The following is a 16883-nucleotide window of genomic DNA, read 5'->3' as shown; positions in this document are numbered from 1 at the left end:
CATGGTTTTGGATAGGTCAGTACAAAACAAGGGCATGGGTGGGTCACCCACGGTGGTGCGGGATGTGGCGGCCGAGCCGGACGGAGTCGCCCCGGTGGCGCGGGTGCGGAACGGTTGAGGGCGGACCCTGTCAGTGCACCGTCAGCGCACCGCCAGCGCGTCGAGCGCCGTCTCTGCGATGGCCTCCAGGGTGGCCCGGTCGGCACCGCCCTGCGCGGAGACGCGCATGCCGCCGATGACGGCGTTGAGGTACCGCGCGAGGGTCCCGGCGTCCCGGGCCGAGGTGATGTCACCGTCCCGCTGACCGGCCCGGATGGCGGTCTCCATCGAGGCGAGCCGTTGCGCGAGGTCCCGCTCCAGCATTCCGGCGGCTTCGGGGTCACGCGCGGCGAGCTCGACGGTGGTGTTGACGGTGAGGCACCCGATGCTGTGCCCGTCCTCGCGCTGAGCGAACTCCCCGTCGATCACCCGGGCGAACAGTGCCCGCAGCCGCGCGGTGGCCGGCCGCTCCACGTCCTCCAGGATTTCGAGCTGGCCGGTGTTCATGGCCTCCATGTAGCGGGCGAGGGCGCGCCGGAACAGGTCGTGCTTGCTGCTGAAGGTGTTGTAGATGCTGCTGCGGCCCAGGCCGGTGGCTTCGCAGAGGTCCTGGGTCGAAGTGGCCTCGTAGCCCTTCGCCCAGAACGCGTGCATCGCCGCCTCCAGGGCCCGCTCCTCGTCGAAAGTCCTCGGTCGGGCCATGCGGGAAACCGTACAGGTTTTGGAATGAACAGTGCAATACCGAAAGGCGAGCCGGAAATTGGGTCCTGGGGTCCTGGGTCCTTGGGTTCTGCGTCCCGAGTCCCGAGTCCTGCGCCCTGGGCCGGTCTAGCCCCACTTCACCGCGAAGGCCCGCCCCGGATTGACCGCGAGGATCTGCCGTACGGGCTCCTCGCCCACCGCGAGTTCGAGCCGTCGGCGTACCCCGCGCAGCAGGTGCGGCATGCCCGGGCCGCCGTCGACCGACCTCGCCCCCGCCGTCGTCGTGTCGCCGCCGAGGAGGAGGCGGTCGCCGAAGCCCGCTTCGACCAGGGCGCGCACCGCGTCCGGCATGCGCCAGTCCGTCGCGTGGTGGGCGCGGGAAGGGCCGTCGAAAGCCAAGTAGGCGCCGCTTTCGGCGGCGAGGCGGTGGACGGTGAGGTCGGGGGAGCGGTTGAGGTGGCCCAGGATGACTCTGTGCGGCGGCACCGCCGAATCGGCGCAGAGGAGGTCGAGTACGTCGAGCGGGGCCGTGCCCAGCTCCAGGTGTACGGCGATCGGGGCGCCCGTCGCGTGGTGGGCCTCGGCCGCTGCCGCCATCGTCAGGCGGGCGTGGGCGTCGAGCCCGTGGAAGCCGCCCGCGACCTTGATGAGCCCGGCCCGTACGCCCGACTCCCCGATGCCTTCGGTGAGTTCACGGACGAACAGTTCCGCGAGTCCGTGCGCCCGGAGCCGGTCCAGTGTCTTCGGGGTGTAGTGGACGGCCTGATGCAGGCCCGTCGCGGCCACCACGTGCACCCCCGCCGCACGTGCGAGCGCGGGGAGCCGCTCCGCCCGCCGCCCCATGCCGTGCGGCGTCCACTGGACCACGCCGCGACCGCCGGCCGCGCGGAACGCCGCCAGTTCGTCGGCCGCGGATGAGGGTGAGTCCAGTTCCTGCCCCGGTAGTCGCGGGCTGCGGAGGAAGAGGTGGTCGTGGGCGTCACAGACGCCGAGATCCGCCGGGGGGATGTCACCGAGGACGGTACGGACCGTGGCCGAGGGGGCGGGATCCGGGCCGGGCGGCGTCACCACTGCCGCCCCCGCGGCAGCTTCGCCCGCTCAGGCGCCGAGACATGCAGCACCTCGAAGACGTCCCCGGCGCCCCGCGGTGCCTCGTGCTCCCAGAGAGAGAAGTGCACCGCCTCCCAGGTCCGCGGGTCGACGGCCGTCAGCGCGGACAGCGCGCCCTCCTCGCGGATGAACCGCTCGGCCTCGTCCGCCAGTTCGTCCGCCAGCCCCGGCAGGGGCGTCGCCTCGGGGATCGGCCGGCGGTGGCGTATCGCCGCCCTCGGCGTGGCCGCGCCGGTCGCCGTGGCGGCGGGCGACTCCTCGTACGAGAGGGCCGTCCAGTGCTGCACCACGGGCCGCCCGAAGTCGTCGGCGAGGCCCTGGAATCCGGGGCCGCAGAGGAAGGAGTTCATGCCGTGGGCGGTGTTCCAGAGGTAGAACGGCGCGTACTGGTTGACGGGGGAGCCGTCCCTGCCGCGCTCGCGCATCAGGTACGCCTTGAAGCCGAGCCCGGGGAACGCGTCGAGCAGATGGCCCTTCGTGGCGACGCGGCGCCGGATGACGTCCATGTCGTAATCGGCGGGGAGCGTGATCTCGTACTGCATGGCGTGCATCGTGTACTCCTCTACTCCTCTACTCCTCTACTCCTTCGGCTGAGGCTGAGGCTGGTGGCTCACTCGGCGGTGGGCGTGGCCGACGCGAGGAGGGCGAGCAGGCCGCGCGCGCCCGCCTCGAAGGCGGCCGGTGAGCCGGAGGCGCGGGCCAGGACATAGCCACCCTGGACCGTCGCCACGATCGCCGACGCGGTCTCGTGCGGGTCGAGCGACGCCGCGAACTCGCCCCGCTCGCGCCCCTCCCGCACGATCGCGGCCAGCCGGTCGCGCAGCCAGTCGAGCGTCTCCGTGACGGGCGCGCGCAGGGCGTCGTCGGCGATGACGTCCGGGTCCATCGTGAGCCGCCCGAGGGGGCAGCCCCGCAGCACGTCGCGCTCGCGCAGGAGGTACGCCTCGATGCGCGCGTACGCCGGTCCGTCGCCGCCCAGCACGTCCTCGACCGTGCGGCGCAACTCGTCGGCGGTGCGCCGGATCGCGGCGAGCGCCAGGTCGGGTTTGCCCGCGAAGTGGTGGTACATACTGCCTTGCCCGGCGCCCGCGTGCCGCTGGATCGCCTTGGGGCTCGTGCCCACGTATCCGCGCTCCCACAGGAGTTCGCGGGTGGCCTCGATCAGACGCTCGGGAGTGCTCATGAGAGCACTGTACATACTAGTAGGTACAGAGACGGTGTCGTGGCCGTGGAGCAGTCGATCCGGCGCCGCGTACTCCCGCCGTCGTACGTGCGGTGACGCTGGCCGTACGACGACTCGGCACGCCTCGCGGAGCGAGTCTCGGAGTGTCGTTCGAGAACCCTCCCGAACCCCTTCCGAACCCCTTCCGAACCCCTTCCGAACCCCTTCCGAGAACCCTTCCGAGGAGCTGACTCCCATGCAGACCCTGGCGCACTGGGACGGCGGGCCCGGCCCGTGGATCCTGTTCTTCCCGCTGATCTGGGCGGCCGTCGTGATCGGCGCCGTCACCCTCCTCCGCCGAGCCGGACGGCGTGGCGGGCGCGGACCGTTCCGGTCCGCCGGGCGCCGTGCCGGGGTCGGGGCGGACTCGCCCATCGCCGTCCTCGGGCACCGCTTCGCGGCCGGCGAGATCGACGAGGACGAGTACTGGCGGCGGCTCTCCGTGCTGAACGAGGAGTTCGGCCGTGCGCCCAAGGGCGGTGCCGCATGAGCACCGCGGCCGGACGTCCCGCGCACACCGCGCACACCGCGCACACCGCGGACGCCGTGGATGCCGCCCGGGTCGCAGGGGCCGTGAAGGTCTACGGCAGCGGCGACACCTCCGTAAGGGCCCTGGACGGGGTGAGCGTCGGCTTTCCGGCCGGGCGGTTCACCGCGATCATGGGCCCTTCGGGCTCGGGCAAGTCCACCCTGATGCACTGCGCCGCGGGCCTCGACACGCTCACATCGGGCGCCGCCTTCATCGGTGACACGGAGCTCGGGACGCTGGACGACCGGCGTCTGACGCTGCTGCGCCGCGACCGCGTGGGTTTCGTGTTCCAGGCCTTCAACCTGGTGCCGACGCTGACCGTCGCCGAGAACATCTCCCTGCCCATGGACCTCGCGGGCATCCGCGGCGACCGCGAGTGGACCGAATCCCTGATCGACGTCGTCGGGCTGCGCGACCGGCTCGGTCACCGACCCTCCGAACTCTCCGGCGGGCAGCAGCAACGCGTCGCCGTGGCACGGGCGTTCGCGGGCAGGCCCGATGTGGTCTTCGCCGACGAGCCGACCGGCAACCTCGACTCACGCTCCGGCGAGGAGGTCCTGAACCTGCTCGGCCGGGCGGTGCGCCGGATGGGCCGCACCGTCGTCATGGTCACCCACGACCCGGTCGCCGCCGCCCACGCCGACGAGGTGGTCTTCCTCGCCGACGGCCGCCTCGTGGACCGGATGGCGGCCCCGACGGCCGACCGCGTCCTCGACCGGCTCAAGGCCTTCGACGCGGACCACGCGGGCGACAGGTCCGCAGACAGGTCCGCAGACAGGCCCGCACACCACCCGGACGCATATCCCGTACGAGGAGCGCGGCCATGAGCTCTCTCGGAGCCTCCACCCGCATCAGCCTGTCCTCGCTGCGCGGCCACAAGCGCCGCTTCGCCGGCACGTTCCTGGCCGTCATGCTCGGCGTCGCCTTCCTGGCGGGCACGCTCGTCATGGGCGACACCCTGCGCGCGAGCTTCGACACGATGTTCGGCGCCGCGACCAGCGGCACCGACGCCGTCGTCCGCAGCGCGAACGCCGTCACCACCCCGGACGACAGCCAGGGCACCCGGCAGCCGGTGAAGACCTCCCTTGCCGACGAGATCGAGAAGGTCGACGGAGTCGCCGCCGCCGCGCCCAGCATCCAGGGCGCGGGCCAGCTCCTCGGCAAGGACGGCGAACCCATCGGCGGTCAGGGACCGCCCACCCTCGCGGGCAACTGGATGGCGGACACCGGCCTCAACGCCTACCGGCTCGCCCAGGGGCGCGCCCCGGAGCGATCCGGCGAGGTCGTCGTCAACCGCGGCGCGGCCGAGACCGGTGACCTGGAGATCGGCGACACCACGACGCTGCGCACGCCCGACCCCGTACGCGTCACCATCGTCGGCCTGGCCACGTTCGGCGGCGAGGACGGCATGGCGCAGACCACCTTCACCGGCATGACCCGGGCCGACGCCGAGAAGTACCTGACACCGAGGCCCGGCGAGGCGGCGGCCATCCAGGTGCGGGCGGGCCCCGGCGTGAGCGAGCGCCAACTCGTCGAGCGGCTGGAGCCCGTACTGCCCGAAGGCGTCGAGGCCATCACCGGCGAGGCGTCCGCCGCGGAGAACACGGACAACGTCTCCGGTCAGTTCCTGACGCTCTTCACCGGCTTCCTGCTGGTCTTCTCCGGGGTCGCCCTGCTCGTCGCCACCTTCAGCATCCACAACACCTTCGCCATCGTCGTCGCCCAGCGCACCCGCGAGAACGCCCTGCTGCGCGCGCTCGGCGCGTCCCGCCGCCAGGTCACCGCGTCGACCCTCGTCGAGGCGGCCGTCGTCGCCGTGGTGGCTTCGGCCGCGGGGCTCGCGGGCGGCATCGGCATCGCCGCCGGACTCCAGGCGCTCTTCCCCGCCATCGGCTTCCCCTTCCCCGAGGGCGACCTGGTGGTCGGCGCGCTCTCCATGCTGCTGCCGCTCGCCGTCGGCGTGGTCGTCTGCCTCGGCTCCGCGCTGCTGCCCGCGGTCCGGGCCGGGCGCACCGCGCCGCTCGCCGCGCTCCGCGAGAGTGCGGTCGACCACTCGGGGGCCTCGCGCGGCCGGGCCGTGGTGGGACTCGGCCTCGCGTCGCTCGCCGTCGGCCTCACCCTGGCCGGCGTGCTGGTCAGCCCGTCGGTCTGGCTCGCGGGTGCCGGGGCGGTGCTCGCCCTCGCCGCGTTCGTGGTGCTCGGCCCCGTCGCGTCGTCGCGGGCGGTACGGATACTCGGCGGGCCCCTCGACCGGCTGCGCGGCGTGACGGGCGGCCTCGCCAGGCGCAACGCCCTGCGCAACCCCGGGCGGACCGCGGCCACCGCGAGCGCGCTGATGGTCGGCGTGGCCGTGGTCTCGCTCTTCACGGTCTTCGGCGCCTCGCTGAAGGCGACCATGGACCAGACGGTGAACCGCTCCTTCGCGGGCGACGTCGCGGTGAGCACCCCCGGCTTCGGCGCAGGCGGCAGCGGCCTCAGCCCCGCGCTGGCCCCCGCGCTCGCCGAACGCCCCGAGGTGGCCACCGCCGTCGGCCTCGGCAAGGGCGCCGCGGAGATCAACGGCGAGGGACGCGCGCTCACCGTCACCGACCCCGTCCCCTTCGCCAGGTCCTTCGACCTCGGCGAGGTCGAGGGCTCCCTGCGGGCGCTGGGCGACGACGGCATCGCGATCACCCGCGCCGAGGCGGAGAAGCAGGACCTAGAGGTCGGGTCACGGGCCGAACTGGCCTTCCCCGACGGCACGGCGGAGACCTTCGAGGTCCGCGCCGTGTACGGCAGGTCGGAGCTTGCGGGCGACTACGTCATCACCCGCGAGGCCTGGGCACCGCACCGGGCGCAGGACGCCGACAGCCTGGTCTCCGTCACCTTCAAGGACGGCGTCGGCGCGGCCGACGGCAGGGCGGCGGTCGCCGAGACCGCCGAGAAGTACGGCAACCCGGACGTGCAGACCCGCGAGGAGTACGCGCGGTCCGCAGTCGGCGGCATCGACATGATGCTCACCCTCGTCTACGCCCTGCTCGCCCTCGCGGTGCTCATCGCGCTGCTCGGCATCGCCAACACACTGACCCTCGCCGTCCACGAACGCACCCGCGAGCTCGGGCTGCTGCGGGCCGTCGGGCAGACCAGGGCGCAGCTGCGGGCCATGGTCCGCTGGGAGTCGGTGCTCGTGGCCGCCTTCGGCACGGCGGGCGGGCTCGCGCTCGGCGGCTTCCTGGGCTGGGTGCTGGTCAAGGCCTCCGACGGGGCCACGGACAGCGTCTTCGCGTTCGCCCTGCCGCCGGTGCGGCTCGCGGTGGTCGCGGCGGTGGGCCTGGCCGCGGGAGCCTTGGCGGGGCTGCGCCCGGCGCGGCGCGCGGCGCGCCTCGACGTGCTGCGCGCCATCGCCACCGAGTGACCCCACCGGCGTACGCGTGAAGGCGTAGCGGGCGAAGGCGTGACGCGTGAAGCCGTGGCGCGGGAAGGCGTGACGCGCGAAGGCGTGACGCGGGAAGGCGTGGCGCGGGACGGGGTGACGCGTGAAGGCGTACGCCCGGCGCGGGGCACGCGCGCGGGACGATCACCGCCCGGTCAGCCGGCAACGGCCGACCGGGCGGGAGTCTTCTCGGTCATCCCGTACACGGGGCGAAGGGGGACGGGCGCCGAGGGATCGGGGGCGGGGATCGTGAACCACACGACCTTTCCCGACTCCCCCTGGGGACGCACGCCCCAGCTCTCGCTCACCGCCGCGACCATCGCGAGGCCGCGGCCACAGGTCGCCATCGGCTCCGCCTCGTGGATCACGGGCAGCCGGGGATCGTGGTCGTGGACGGAGACGGTGAGCCGTTCGAGGAGCAGCTCGATCTCCACGGTGCACCCCTTGTCCGGTTCGGCATGCCGGTGGACGTTGGTCAGCAGCTCGGTCACGCCGAGTGCGGCCCGGTCGATCAAGGGGTCGAGATGCCAGTACCGCAGCTGCGCGGAGATGATTCGGCGGACCTGGCGGATCCGCGACGGCAGGGCCTGAAGCTCCACCGTGCAATGCCTGCTTGGTTTGCTGATCACGGCTGCGACTCCCCGAATTGAGGTCCGGAAGAAGGCGTCGTTCGGATCCAGCAGGTGGCCGCTTGGTCTGCCGCCTACTGCGTGCCGGCGGCGGGCTGGTTCGCAGCGTCATCGCCGGTAAACCCAGAGTGATGTGAGACCAGAGTGACCCAGGGGGAACGGGTGTGCAACTCGCGCGGGCGGATGGAGTCCGTTCGGCCCGGTGCGGACCGTTCAGCTTCGCGCACGGCGTCCCGCGGCGCCGCGTACCGCCTCGATGAACCTGCGCACGGTCGGGGGCCCGGCCTGGCCGGGGGCCGGTTCGCGCCCGCCGAGGGTGAGCCGGTAACGGATGCCGTTCACCTCGGCCAGGGCGCGGTCCTCCGGGGCGAACCAGGGTTTGCCCGCCCGCACGGCCTGCACCGGAGCACTGTCGATCTCCGTACCGTAACTGGTGAGCAACTCAAGCCTGCCGTCGGCGATCCGGACCTGTCCCGCGCGCGTGAGGGAGCGCAGGCGCCGACCGATCCGCACACCCGTCGCCGTGAACTCCGGCTCAGCCATGACGTAAGCCCCCTCGCGCGCCTCGGTGACATCGCTCCGTCCGGGACAGTGTCCCGTACTCCGTCCGGGTCATGTCCGTGACGTGCAGTCTGCCCGCCGTGAGCGTCGAGCACCAGTGCGCATTGGAGACGTCGGGAAACGCCGTCGACACGGCGCCCCGGCCGCCCGCCGAGCCCGTTGCCGTCGGCTGGGCCAGCAGTGCCTTTGAGGTGCTCAAAGGTGTGTTTATGCAGGTGAGAAGCGTGCGAGGGGTGTTTAAGATCGAGGTGTACGGCCGCGTCGAATCGCGTCCGGCACGACGCGAAGGAGCCCCGCGGTGGACACCCCACAGCAATTTCGAGCCGACGGGCCGATGCCGACGCTCGACGTCGACCACAGTGACGCGGAGTACCGCGACTGGCTGAAAGAAGCCGTCCGCAAGGTTCAGGCCGACGCCAACCGTTCGGCCGACACCCACCTGCTGCGCTTCCCGCTGCCCGAGCGGTGGGGTATCGACCTGTACCTCAAGGACGAGTCCACGCACCCGACCGGCAGCCTCAAGCACCGACTGGCGCGCTCGCTCTTCCTCTACGGCCTCTGCAACGGCTGGATCAGGCCGGGCCGCCCGGTCATCGAGGCCTCCAGCGGCTCGACGGCCGTCTCCGAGGCGTACTTCGCGAAGCTCATCGGCGTGCCCTTCATCGCGGTGATGCCGCGCACGACCAGCGCCGAGAAGTGCCGCCTGATCGAGTTCCACGGCGGCCGGTGCCACTTCGTCGACGATTCGCGCACGATGTACGCCGAGTCGGCGGCCCTCGCCGTCGAGACCGGCGGCCACTACATGGACCAGTTCACCTACGCGGAGCGGGCCACCGACTGGCGCGGCAACAACAACATCGCCGAATCGATCTACCAGCAGCTCCGTCTCGAGCGCTACCCGGAGCCCGCGTGGATCGTCGCCACGGCGGGCACGGGCGGCACATCGGCCACTCTCGCGCGCTACGTCCACTACATGCAGCACGACACCCGCATCTGCGTGGCCGACCCGGAGAACTCCTGCTTCTTCGACGGCTGGACGAAGAACGACCCGGACGCCACGAGCGACTGCGGCTCCCGCATCGAGGGCATCGGCCGCCCCCGCATGGAGCCCAGCTTCGTGCCCGGCGCGATCGACCGCATGATGAAGGTGCCGGACGCGGCGTCCGTCGCGGCGGTGCGCGCCCTGGAAGCCGCCATCGGCCGCAAGGCGGGCGGCTCGACCGGCACCGGCCTGTGGAGCGCCCTGAAGATCGTCGCCGAGATGGTCGCCGAGGGCCGCCAGGGCAGTGTGGTGACGCTGCTCTGCGACCCGGGCGACCGCTATCTGGACAAGTACTACTCGGACGCGTGGCTGGCCGAACAGGGCCTGGACATCACGCCGTACGCGGCGGCGATCGAGACACTCCTCGCCACGGGCGAGTGGCGGTAGCCCCGCCCTAGCCGCGGTCCCGCTCCGCGGCCGCCGTGAGCCGGCGGTCCAGGTTCGTCACGGCGCCGCGGAAGGACCGGCCAAGACCCGCGCGGCCGGCCCTCAGCAGGAAGCGGAACGGAGCGGGGCCGTCCGCCGAGACGGTCCACTGCACGCGGGTGCCGGTCCCCGCCGGGCTGAGCAGCCACTCCTCCATGAGGGCGCGGGGGCCAGGGGCGTTCGTCTCGTCGACGCGGTAGGCATAGCGGTGCGGGGCCTCGGCGGCGAGGATCGTCTCACGGAAGCGGGTGCCGCCCCTGAGGCGCACCTCACGGCCCTTGCCGCCGTCGACCGGGCGGCACAGGGTGACCGCGGTGAACCACCTCGGCCAGTCGGCCAGGTCGTCGGCGAGCGCGCGGTGGACCGCCGCGGGATCCGCGCTCACCTCGCGCGCGAAGACCAGGCGCAGCGGAGCGGACTCGGCGAAGTCGAGCTTCACGGGCTTCAGACGGCGTGCCATCGAACGCTGCCCCCAGTGGAACGGGCGGGTTGACCGGGCACGGTCACCATAGCTGGCGGTCCGTCAGTTGTCTGCGGGTCCGTCCACGGCCTCGGGCTCGCCCGCGACCACGAGCCTGCGCAACTGCTCGGAGACCTCCGCGCGCGCGTCCGCCGGCAGCCCCGCGTCCGTCACCAACGTGTCGACCTGCGAGAGCGCCGCGAACGAACTCAGACCCACCGTCCCCCACTTGGTGTGGTCCGCGACCACGATCACGCGCCGCGCGGACTGCACAAGCCGCCGGTTCGTCTCCGCCTCCGCCAGGTTCGGCGTCGACAGGCCGGCCTCCGCCGATATGCCGTGCACACCGAGGAAGAGCACGTCGAAGTGGAGCGACCCGATCGCCTGGTCCGCGACCGGACCGACCAGCGAGTCCGAGGGAGTGCGCACCCCGCCGGTCAGCACCACCGTGGCCGCGCCCTGCCGCTGCCCGGAGCTGCGCTGCGCGGAGTGGAAGACGTCAGCCACCCGCACCGAGTTGGTCACCACCGTCAGGTCCGGCACGTCCAGGAGATGGTGCGCCAGCGCATACGTCGTCGTGCCGCCGGACAGCGCGATCGCCGAACCCGGCGCCACCAGGGACGCCGCCGTCCGCGCGATGTCCTCCTTGGCGCTCAGCTCAAGACCGGACTTCGCCTCGAAGCCCGGCTCGTGCGTGCTCGCCTCGACGACCGGCACCGCGCCGCCGTGGACCTTCTCCAGGACGCCCTGCCGGGACAGCGCGTCCAGATCGCGGCGGACCGTCATGTCGGAGACGCCGAGCTTGCGGGTCAGCTCATTGACGCGGACCCCGCCCCGGCGGCGCACCTCGTCGAGGATGAGGGCACGGCGCTGCTCGGCGAGGAGGTTCTGATTCTCACTCACGCCAGGCCCCGGCCTTCTGCCTCGTCACATCCGCCGCGCCCCTGCGGCGCGCTGCGCATCATCCTCGCACGCGCCTGTGACACCCGGGTCACCGCCCGCGTTGTGGTTCCCCGCCGCCCGTACGGGGGAGATTCAGTGACGGAGGGTGCGCACCGGCTCCTCAGCCGAGATCCTGGCCCCCTCACCACGCACTTCTCGGGGGATGCCGAACAGTGGAACGTGCGACGAAGGACGAGACCGCCCTGGAACTCCTGGTGCACGGGGTCGGCGGCACCACACCGCAGGACATGCTCGGCGATCCGCGGACCGTGCGGATCTCCGGCGACGAGACGGCGGCCGTCTTCCGCCGGACCGAGGACGCCGACGCCGAGCGGCGCCCCGACGACTACCGCGGCAAACCGGTGCCCGAGGCGTACGTGTGGTGCAACCTCACCTCCGGCAACGGCTCCCGCGCACTGTGGCTCCTGCTGCTGCCCTTCATGGTGGTCAACCTCGCCCACTGGATGCGCCCCACCTCGCGCCGCCGCCGACGGCTCGTGCGCACCTACGGCCTCCTGGTGCGGCTGATCGGCCTCACCCTCACCGTGCTCCTGACCGCCGCCGCCTGCGAGGTCGCGCTCGACCTCACCGCCTGGCAGTGCGCGGGCACCCCCGAGTGCTCCGCCGACCGCGCCTGGCTCGGCTTCCTCGCGACCGACGGGGCGGGGCACGGCGGCTGGTGGTCGCAGCCGGGCCGCCGGCTCGGCCTCGCCGCCCTGGCGCCCGCCGCGCTCACCGGCCTGCTCTGGTACCTCTCCCACCGCACCTGGAGCGCCTACGAGTCCCAGCGGCCGCTGCCCCACCAGCCCGACCCGGAGGAGGAGACCCACCGCTCCGCACTCGCCAGGCCCGGCTTCTGGTACGGCCGCCGCCTCGTCGCCCGGCTGCGCGCCGCCCACACGGCCGCCGGGCTGCTCACCGTCGCCGCCGCCGTCGGCGCCGCGGCCGCGCGGCACGACCGCCGCTCAGGCGGCCCCGCCCTGCTCGACACCCTCGGCTGGGTCCTGGAAGCCGTACTCGTCGTGGGCGGCGGCGTCGTCGTGTGGGTGGTGTGCCGCAGGGGGCGCAGCGAGAACCGGCTCGACCGCAGGCTCGACAGGGTCCTGGTCCGGCGCCTGCCCCAGGCCGCGCTCGCCGTACTCGTCCTCACCCTGCTCTACGCGGGCGTCTCACGCCCCGGCTGGCGGTCCGCGGGCAGGCTGCCGGGCGACGCCACGTTCGGCGGCATCGCGCTGGTCCAGGGAATCCTCGTCATCTGCCTCGCGGCGGTCGCGCACGCCCTGTACCGCTCCTCGCCCAGCTCCCGCACCGCCATCCGCGGCCTCGCCGGACCCGCGGTCGCCATGCTCTCCTGCGCGCTCGGCGGCGTGATGTCCGGCGGCGGCGCCCAGCGCGTGGCCGACTGGCTCGACGGCACCCACGGCTCGATAGCGGGGCCGCCCGTCCTGCTCACCTGGCAGGCGTCCGTGATCCCGCCGCTGCTCGTCGTCGCCGCGGTGCTCTGCGCCTGGCTCGGCGCGCAGACCGTCCGCCGCAAGCGCCGCGAGCGGGCGCAGGTGCCGCTCGACTACCCCGGCGAGCCCAGGGACCCGGCGCGCACCCGCCGCATCGCGGCCACCCGCGCGCGTGCCGCCCTCACCGACCGCGCCCCCCTCGTCGTCGGCATCATCTCGGCCGTGACGCTGCTGCTCGGCGCGGGCGCCATCGTCGGCGCCCGGCTCACCGGGAAGGTGCCGGCCAAGGCCGCCCAGGGGATGCCCGACGTCGTGGAGGGCGCGGCGGAGACCGCGCAGGCGCTCGGGTCCTGGCTGATCGGCTTCGGGTTCATACTGTTCGTCACCTGGGGCCGCCGGGCCTACAAGGACGCGTCCGCCCGCCGCACCATCGGCATCCTCTGGGACGTCGGCACGTTCTGGCCCCGGGCCGCCCACCCCTTCGCCCCGCCCTGCTACGCCGAGCGCGCGGTCCCCGACCTGACCTGGCGCATGGCGGCCTGGACGCGCGCGACCAGCGCCACGGGCGGCCGCCTCGTCATCTCCGGGCACTCGCAGGGCAGCGTCCTGGCCGCGGCGGCCGCCTGGCAGCTCCGCCCCTCCGTGCGCAAGCGCGTCGCCCTGCTGACCTACGGCTCACCCCTGGAGCGCCTCTACGGCCGCTGGTTCCCCGCCCACTTCGGCCCCGCGGCCCTGTCGTCCCTGCACCGCGAGGTCGACTGCTGGCGCAATCTGCACCGCGCCACCGACCCGATCGGCGGCCCCATCAGCCTGCACGGCGACTGCGGCCCCCAGGTCGACCGCGCGGCCCTCAGGGACCCCCTGGCCTACGGGCGTACGGAGGCCCATCCGCTCCCGGCGCCGATACTGGGCCACGGCGACTACCAGGCCGACCCCGCCTTCGCCGAGGAGCGCGCACGGCTCCTCGCGCGCCTGAAGGCGGCCGTGCCGTCACCGCGGCCCGCGGCGGCCGAAGCGGTCACACCAGCTCCGGCAGATCCTCCGGATACAGCAGGGTGAGCTCGTCCGTGCTCGGATCGGGCAACTGGGCGACGCGGCCGGCGTGCCGCTCCACCATCGCCTCGAAGGTCTGCCGCGCGGTGCGGCCGTTGCCGAACGCGGGCCCCTTCGGCAGGGCCGTGAAGTACTTCAGGAGCGCCTCCGAGGCGCCCGTGCCGAGGCTGTACTCGTGCTCCTCCGCCTGCTGCTCCACGATCCGGAGCAGCTCCTCGGGCGCGTAGTCCCCGAAGGTGATGGTGCGTGAGAAGCGGGAGGCCACGCCGGGGTTGACGGTGAGGAAGCGCCGCATCTCCTCGGTGTAGCCCGCGACGATCACGACGACGGCCTCGCGGTGGTCCTCCATCAGCTTCACGAGTGTGTCGATGGCCTCGCGGCCGAAGTCGCGCCCGGAGTCCTCGGGGGAGAGCGCGTACGCCTCGTCGATGAACAGGACACCGCCGCGCGCCCGGTCGAAGGCCTCCTGGGTGCGGATCGCCGTCGAACCGATGTGCTCGCCGACCAGGTCCACACGGGACACCTCGACGAGGTGGCCGCTCTCCAGGACGCCGAGCGAGGCGAGGATCTCGCCGTAGAGCCGCGCGACGGTCGTCTTGCCGGTGCCCGGTGAGCCAGTGAAGACCAGATGGCGGCGGACGGACGCGGCCTTGAGACCGGCCAGCTGCCTGCGCCGGCCGACCTCGATCATGTCGGTGAGCGCCCGCACCTCGCGCTTGACGCTGTCCAGGCCGACCAGGGCGTCCAGCTCGCCGAGCACTTCATTCGAGGCGCGCACGGCCTGCTCGGGAGCCGGGGGCGGCGCGGTCTGCTGGGCGGGGACGGCGCCGAGCAGCCCCGTCGTCTGCGTGGCCGTGCGCACGGCGGGCGGCTCCGGCACCGCAGCCGTGGCCGTCGGCGTACGCAGCCCCCCGCTCTCGTCGCTCGCGCAGTCCTCGACGAGCGGGCCCTCCTCGGAGAACTCGAAGCCGCCGCGCGCGCACCGCTCCGTGCGGCACTTGCGCAGCGTCGTACGGCAGCCGTCGATGACGTGGAAGCCGTAGCCCCCGCTGCCGCTGACCCGGCAGCCCTGGAGGGTGCCCCGGCCGCCCGCCGATACGTAGAAACCGGCCTCGGCGGGCGAGGTGACGGTGCACCGCTCGACGGCGGGGTCGGCGCCCTTGGTGATGATCACGCCGGTCTGGACGCCGTCGACCGTGCAGTTCGCGAGCGTGCCGCCGCTGCCGTGGTCACGGAACCACGCACCGGTGGCGGCCTCGCGGATACGGCAGTCGTCGAGCTCCGCGGTCGCGCCGTCGCTCACCGACACCGCCGTGTTGCGCACCTGGCTGATGTCACTGTCGACGACGTCCGCGCGGGAGCCGCGGTCCAGGACGAACAGCGCGTCCGGCACGTCGTGCACCCGGCAGGACTCCAGGACGGCGGTCGCGCCGTCGCTGACCCAGACCGCCGGATAGTCGCCCGTACTGTCGTGGATCTCGCACTGGTTGGCGTCCACGCGCGTGCCGGGGTCCCACACCGAGAGGCCGTTGCGCCCGAACCGGCTCACCGTGGAGCGGGTCAGGGTCAGCACGGAGCGCGAACGCAGGTCGACCGCGTTCTCCGGGATGTCGTGGATGCGGCAGTCGGCGAGGGTGAGCACGGCGTCCGTGTCGAGCGTGACGCCGTCGGACGTGGTGCGGTGCACGTCGCAGTCGGTCAGATGCGCCGCGGCCCGCGCGGTGACCTGCACGCCCGAGCCCTTGACCTCGTACACCTCGCAGCCGATCGCCTCCAGGCCGCTGTTCTCGCCGGTCACCGAGAGCCCGGCGCCCGAGGCGTGGTGCACGCGGCAGCGCTCAAGGCGGGGGTGGCCGCCGCCGCGCACCGCCACGCCGGACTGGCCCGCCGAGACGATCTCGCACTCCTCGAAGACACCGCCGCCGTCGTCGAGCACGGCGATGCCGATGCCGCCGGGGTTGTCGACCGTGCAGCGGCGCACCGTCGGGCGGGCGCCGCCGCGCACCTCGATGCCGGCGGCGGAGCGGGTCACCACGCGGATGCCGGTCAGCTCGGGGGCGCCGTCCTCGACGAGCAGCGCGGGCGCGGAGGAGTCCTGCCCCTCGATGTGCAGGTCCTGCACGGTGGCGGAGGCGCGGACCGTGAGCGGCACGCCGTCGGGCGGCGCGATGCGCACGGAACCGGGCGCGCTCTCCGGGCCGCGCAGCGTCACCGCGCGCTGGACCACGAGGTTCTCGCGGTAGGTGCCCGCGGCGACGGTCAATATGTCTCCGTCGCCCGCGGCCTCCAAGGCAGCGGCGAGCGAGGCGTATTCGCCGGTGCGGCGCCGCCACCGCGACGTGCCGGTGTGCGTCACCTGGACCGTGCCCTGTGCCATGGAGTTGCTCTGCCCCCACCTCGTCGTACGCGGGATCCTGCGTCGATGTGCCGTCTCGATGCGCAAGGAGCCGAAGAGTTCGGCCGGTCCACCGTAGCGCGCGTGCGCGGGGCCAGTTGACCCGAACGCCAGGCTCTCACCTGCGCGGGCCGCCCGCGTGGCGGTTCAGGAGCCGGTGCCGGTCCTGCCCCAGTCGGGTCCCGCCTTGTCCCATGCCCGGTCCCATCGGGCATAACGCCCCTGCACGATGCGCCAGAGGACGAGCCTGCGGGTGCCCTCTATGAGCCCGACGCCCGCCGAGGCCGCGCCGAATCCGGCGAGCACCGCGTGCGTGGTCGCGGTCGCGGTGTCCAGCGGGCGCCCGACCACCCGGCCGCGGTCGTCGGTCCACAGCCTGAAGTGGTCGCCGGGGCCCGGGGCGTCGAGGTCGGCGACGACGACGCCGGAGCGGTCCGTGCCGTCCGGGCCCGTCCAGCGCGCGAGGACGCGGCTGTGGGCGTCGCGGGCCGAGGAGGTCTCGGGGTCGGGGTCGAGCGGGGGAGCGGAGAGCTTCCGCACGACCGTGCCGACGACGGCATGGCGGGCCTCGTGCTGCTCGCGCACCGAGGCGAGGAGGGTGTCCCGCGTCAGCTCCGTGGTGACCACGCCGACGACGGGGGCGGCGGCGACGATCAGCACCAGGGCGGCGAAGGCCACCCACGACTCCAGCAGGTCGGTCCCGCGGCGCAGCGGATTGTGCCGCCAACGCCAGAGTCCGACGATTGCTCGCACAGCCCTGCACCCCCTTACGCGTCCGTCTTTACCAGTGACGGCACGGCTTGCGCGCGGGCGGCGAGAAGAGAGAGCGGAATCACCCGCGCGAAGCCGGCCCGCGAGGGCCGTCCCGCACGGTCTCCTCGCGGCTTCTCCTCGTCTCTCCGCAGCC

Annotated in this window: 15 protein-coding genes; 5 read left to right on the top strand and 10 right to left on the bottom strand. The window is 73.3% G+C overall.

All coding sequences use genetic code 11. The features are described 5' to 3' along the window. Positions 1–141: 141 nt before the first annotated feature. The 4 genes from ACZ6JY_RS16685 to ACZ6JY_RS16670 form a co-directional block, all read right to left on the bottom strand. Positions 142–741 (bottom strand): TetR/AcrR family transcriptional regulator, encoded by a 600-nt coding sequence (locus tag ACZ6JY_RS16685; protein ID WP_469196611.1) that lies wholly within the window; start codon positions 739–741, stop codon positions 142–144. Positions 742–867: 126 nt separating this feature from the next. Further along, positions 868–1812, bottom strand: a complete 945-nt coding sequence (locus tag ACZ6JY_RS16680) for a phosphotriesterase family protein (RefSeq protein ID WP_469196609.1) — start codon at positions 1810–1812, stop codon at positions 868–870. Beyond that, positions 1806–2402, bottom strand: a complete 597-nt coding sequence (locus ACZ6JY_RS16675) for a DUF4865 family protein (RefSeq protein WP_469196607.1) — start codon at positions 2400–2402, stop codon at positions 1806–1808. Before ACZ6JY_RS16675 ends, ACZ6JY_RS16680 begins: the two co-directional genes overlap by 7 nt. 59 nt (positions 2403–2461) lie before the next feature. Beyond that, complete coding sequence (locus tag ACZ6JY_RS16670) at positions 2462–3034, bottom strand: TetR/AcrR family transcriptional regulator (RefSeq protein ID WP_469196605.1); 573 nt, start codon at positions 3032–3034, stop codon at positions 2462–2464. A 235-nt stretch (positions 3035–3269) separates the two neighbouring features. Between ACZ6JY_RS16670 and ACZ6JY_RS16665 the strand changes: the two genes are divergently transcribed. Genes ACZ6JY_RS16665 through ACZ6JY_RS16655 form a run of 3 tightly spaced genes read left to right on the top strand, consistent with a single transcriptional unit; the run spans position 3270 to position 6996 of the window. After that, positions 3270–3563, top strand: a complete 294-nt coding sequence (locus ACZ6JY_RS16665; RefSeq protein WP_469196603.1) for an SHOCT domain-containing protein — start codon at positions 3270–3272, stop codon at positions 3561–3563. Continuing rightward, complete coding sequence (locus tag ACZ6JY_RS16660; RefSeq protein ID WP_469196601.1) at positions 3560–4429, top strand: ABC transporter ATP-binding protein; 870 nt, start codon at positions 3560–3562, stop codon at positions 4427–4429. Before ACZ6JY_RS16665 ends, ACZ6JY_RS16660 begins: the two co-directional genes overlap by 4 nt. Then, a complete protein-coding gene (locus tag ACZ6JY_RS16655; protein ID WP_469196599.1) occupies positions 4426–6996 on the top strand; it encodes an ABC transporter permease in 2571 nt (856 codons plus the stop codon). Before ACZ6JY_RS16660 ends, ACZ6JY_RS16655 begins: the two co-directional genes overlap by 4 nt. A gap of 173 nt (positions 6997–7169) precedes the next feature. On the opposite strand, the gene ACZ6JY_RS16650 is transcribed toward ACZ6JY_RS16655, so the two are convergent. Beyond that, entirely contained in the window at positions 7170–7643 is a 474-nt protein-coding gene (locus tag ACZ6JY_RS16650; protein ID WP_469196597.1) for an ATP-binding protein, read from the bottom strand. Between the two features lie 213 nt (positions 7644–7856). Then, positions 7857–8186 (bottom strand): hypothetical protein, encoded by a 330-nt coding sequence (locus ACZ6JY_RS16645; RefSeq protein ID WP_469196595.1) that lies wholly within the window; start codon positions 8184–8186, stop codon positions 7857–7859. A 352-nt stretch (positions 8187–8538) separates the two neighbouring features. On the opposite strand from ACZ6JY_RS16645, the gene cds1 reads away from it, so the two are divergent. Then, complete coding sequence (gene cds1, locus ACZ6JY_RS16640) at positions 8539–9633, top strand: L-cysteine desulfhydrase Cds1 (RefSeq protein ID WP_469196961.1); 1095 nt, start codon at positions 8539–8541, stop codon at positions 9631–9633. A gap of 7 nt (positions 9634–9640) precedes the next feature. Here cds1 and ACZ6JY_RS16635 read toward each other — a convergent pair whose 3' ends face one another. Together ACZ6JY_RS16635 and ACZ6JY_RS16630 are read right to left on the bottom strand one after the other, a co-directional pair. Further along, the gene (locus ACZ6JY_RS16635) at positions 9641–10132 is read right to left on the bottom strand and encodes an SRPBCC family protein (protein WP_469196593.1); all 492 of its coding nucleotides are present in this window, start codon (positions 10130–10132) and stop codon (positions 9641–9643) included. A gap of 63 nt (positions 10133–10195) precedes the next feature. Next, on the bottom strand, positions 10196–11035 hold the full coding sequence (locus ACZ6JY_RS16630) for a DeoR/GlpR family DNA-binding transcription regulator (protein WP_469196591.1): 840 nt from the start codon (positions 11033–11035) through the stop codon (positions 10196–10198). Positions 11036–11322: 287 nt separating this feature from the next. On the opposite strand from ACZ6JY_RS16630, the gene ACZ6JY_RS16625 reads away from it, so the two are divergent. Then, positions 11323–13587: a hypothetical protein gene (locus ACZ6JY_RS16625; RefSeq protein WP_469196960.1), complete on the top strand. Its 2265-nt coding sequence runs from the start codon at positions 11323–11325 to the stop codon at positions 13585–13587. On the opposite strand, the gene ACZ6JY_RS16620 is transcribed toward ACZ6JY_RS16625, so the two are convergent. Together ACZ6JY_RS16620 and ACZ6JY_RS16615 are read right to left on the bottom strand one after the other, a co-directional pair. Next, the gene (locus ACZ6JY_RS16620; RefSeq protein WP_469196589.1) at positions 13547–15958 is read right to left on the bottom strand and encodes a right-handed parallel beta-helix repeat-containing protein; all 2412 of its coding nucleotides are present in this window, start codon (positions 15956–15958) and stop codon (positions 13547–13549) included. The genes ACZ6JY_RS16625 and ACZ6JY_RS16620 overlap by 41 nt on opposite strands. Before the next feature lie 165 nt (positions 15959–16123). Continuing rightward, positions 16124–16729 carry an Rv1733c family protein gene (locus ACZ6JY_RS16615; protein WP_469196587.1) on the bottom strand — a complete coding sequence of 202 codons (606 nt, stop codon included), beginning with the start codon at positions 16727–16729 and terminating at the stop codon, positions 16124–16126. Positions 16730–16883: the final 154 nt, after the last annotated feature.

Source organism: Streptomyces sp. NPDC046335 (assembly GCF_055587985.1).
Note: the sequence above shows the minus strand (reverse complement) of the source record. Positions and strands in the feature narration are given on the sequence as shown.

Bases quoted from the DNA above. Each gene is read 5' to 3' on its own strand.
- ACZ6JY_RS16685 (WP_469196611.1), bottom strand. From the start codon at position 741: ATGGCCCGACCGAGGACTTTCGACGAGGAGCGGGCCCTGGAGGCGGCG.
- ACZ6JY_RS16675 (WP_469196607.1), bottom strand. From the start codon at position 2,402: ATGCACGCCATGCAGTACGAGATCACGCTCCCCGCCGATTACGACATG.
- ACZ6JY_RS16670 (WP_469196605.1), bottom strand. From the start codon at position 3,034: ATGAGCACTCCCGAGCGTCTGATCGAGGCCACCCGCGAACTCCTGTGG.
- ACZ6JY_RS16665 (WP_469196603.1), top strand. From the start codon at position 3,270: ATGCAGACCCTGGCGCACTGGGACGGCGGGCCCGGCCCGTGGATCCTG.
- ACZ6JY_RS16660 (WP_469196601.1), top strand. From the start codon at position 3,560: ATGAGCACCGCGGCCGGACGTCCCGCGCACACCGCGCACACCGCGCAC.
- ACZ6JY_RS16655 (WP_469196599.1), top strand. From the start codon at position 4,426: ATGAGCTCTCTCGGAGCCTCCACCCGCATCAGCCTGTCCTCGCTGCGC.
- ACZ6JY_RS16645 (WP_469196595.1), bottom strand. From the start codon at position 8,186: ATGGCTGAGCCGGAGTTCACGGCGACGGGTGTGCGGATCGGTCGGCGC.
- cds1 (WP_469196961.1), top strand. From the start codon at position 8,539: ATGCCGACGCTCGACGTCGACCACAGTGACGCGGAGTACCGCGACTGG.
- ACZ6JY_RS16635 (WP_469196593.1), bottom strand. From the start codon at position 10,132: ATGGCACGCCGTCTGAAGCCCGTGAAGCTCGACTTCGCCGAGTCCGCT.
- ACZ6JY_RS16625 (WP_469196960.1), top strand. From the start codon at position 11,323: ATGCTCGGCGATCCGCGGACCGTGCGGATCTCCGGCGACGAGACGGCG.
- ACZ6JY_RS16620 (WP_469196589.1), bottom strand. From the start codon at position 15,958: ATGGCACAGGGCACGGTCCAGGTGACGCACACCGGCACGTCGCGGTGG.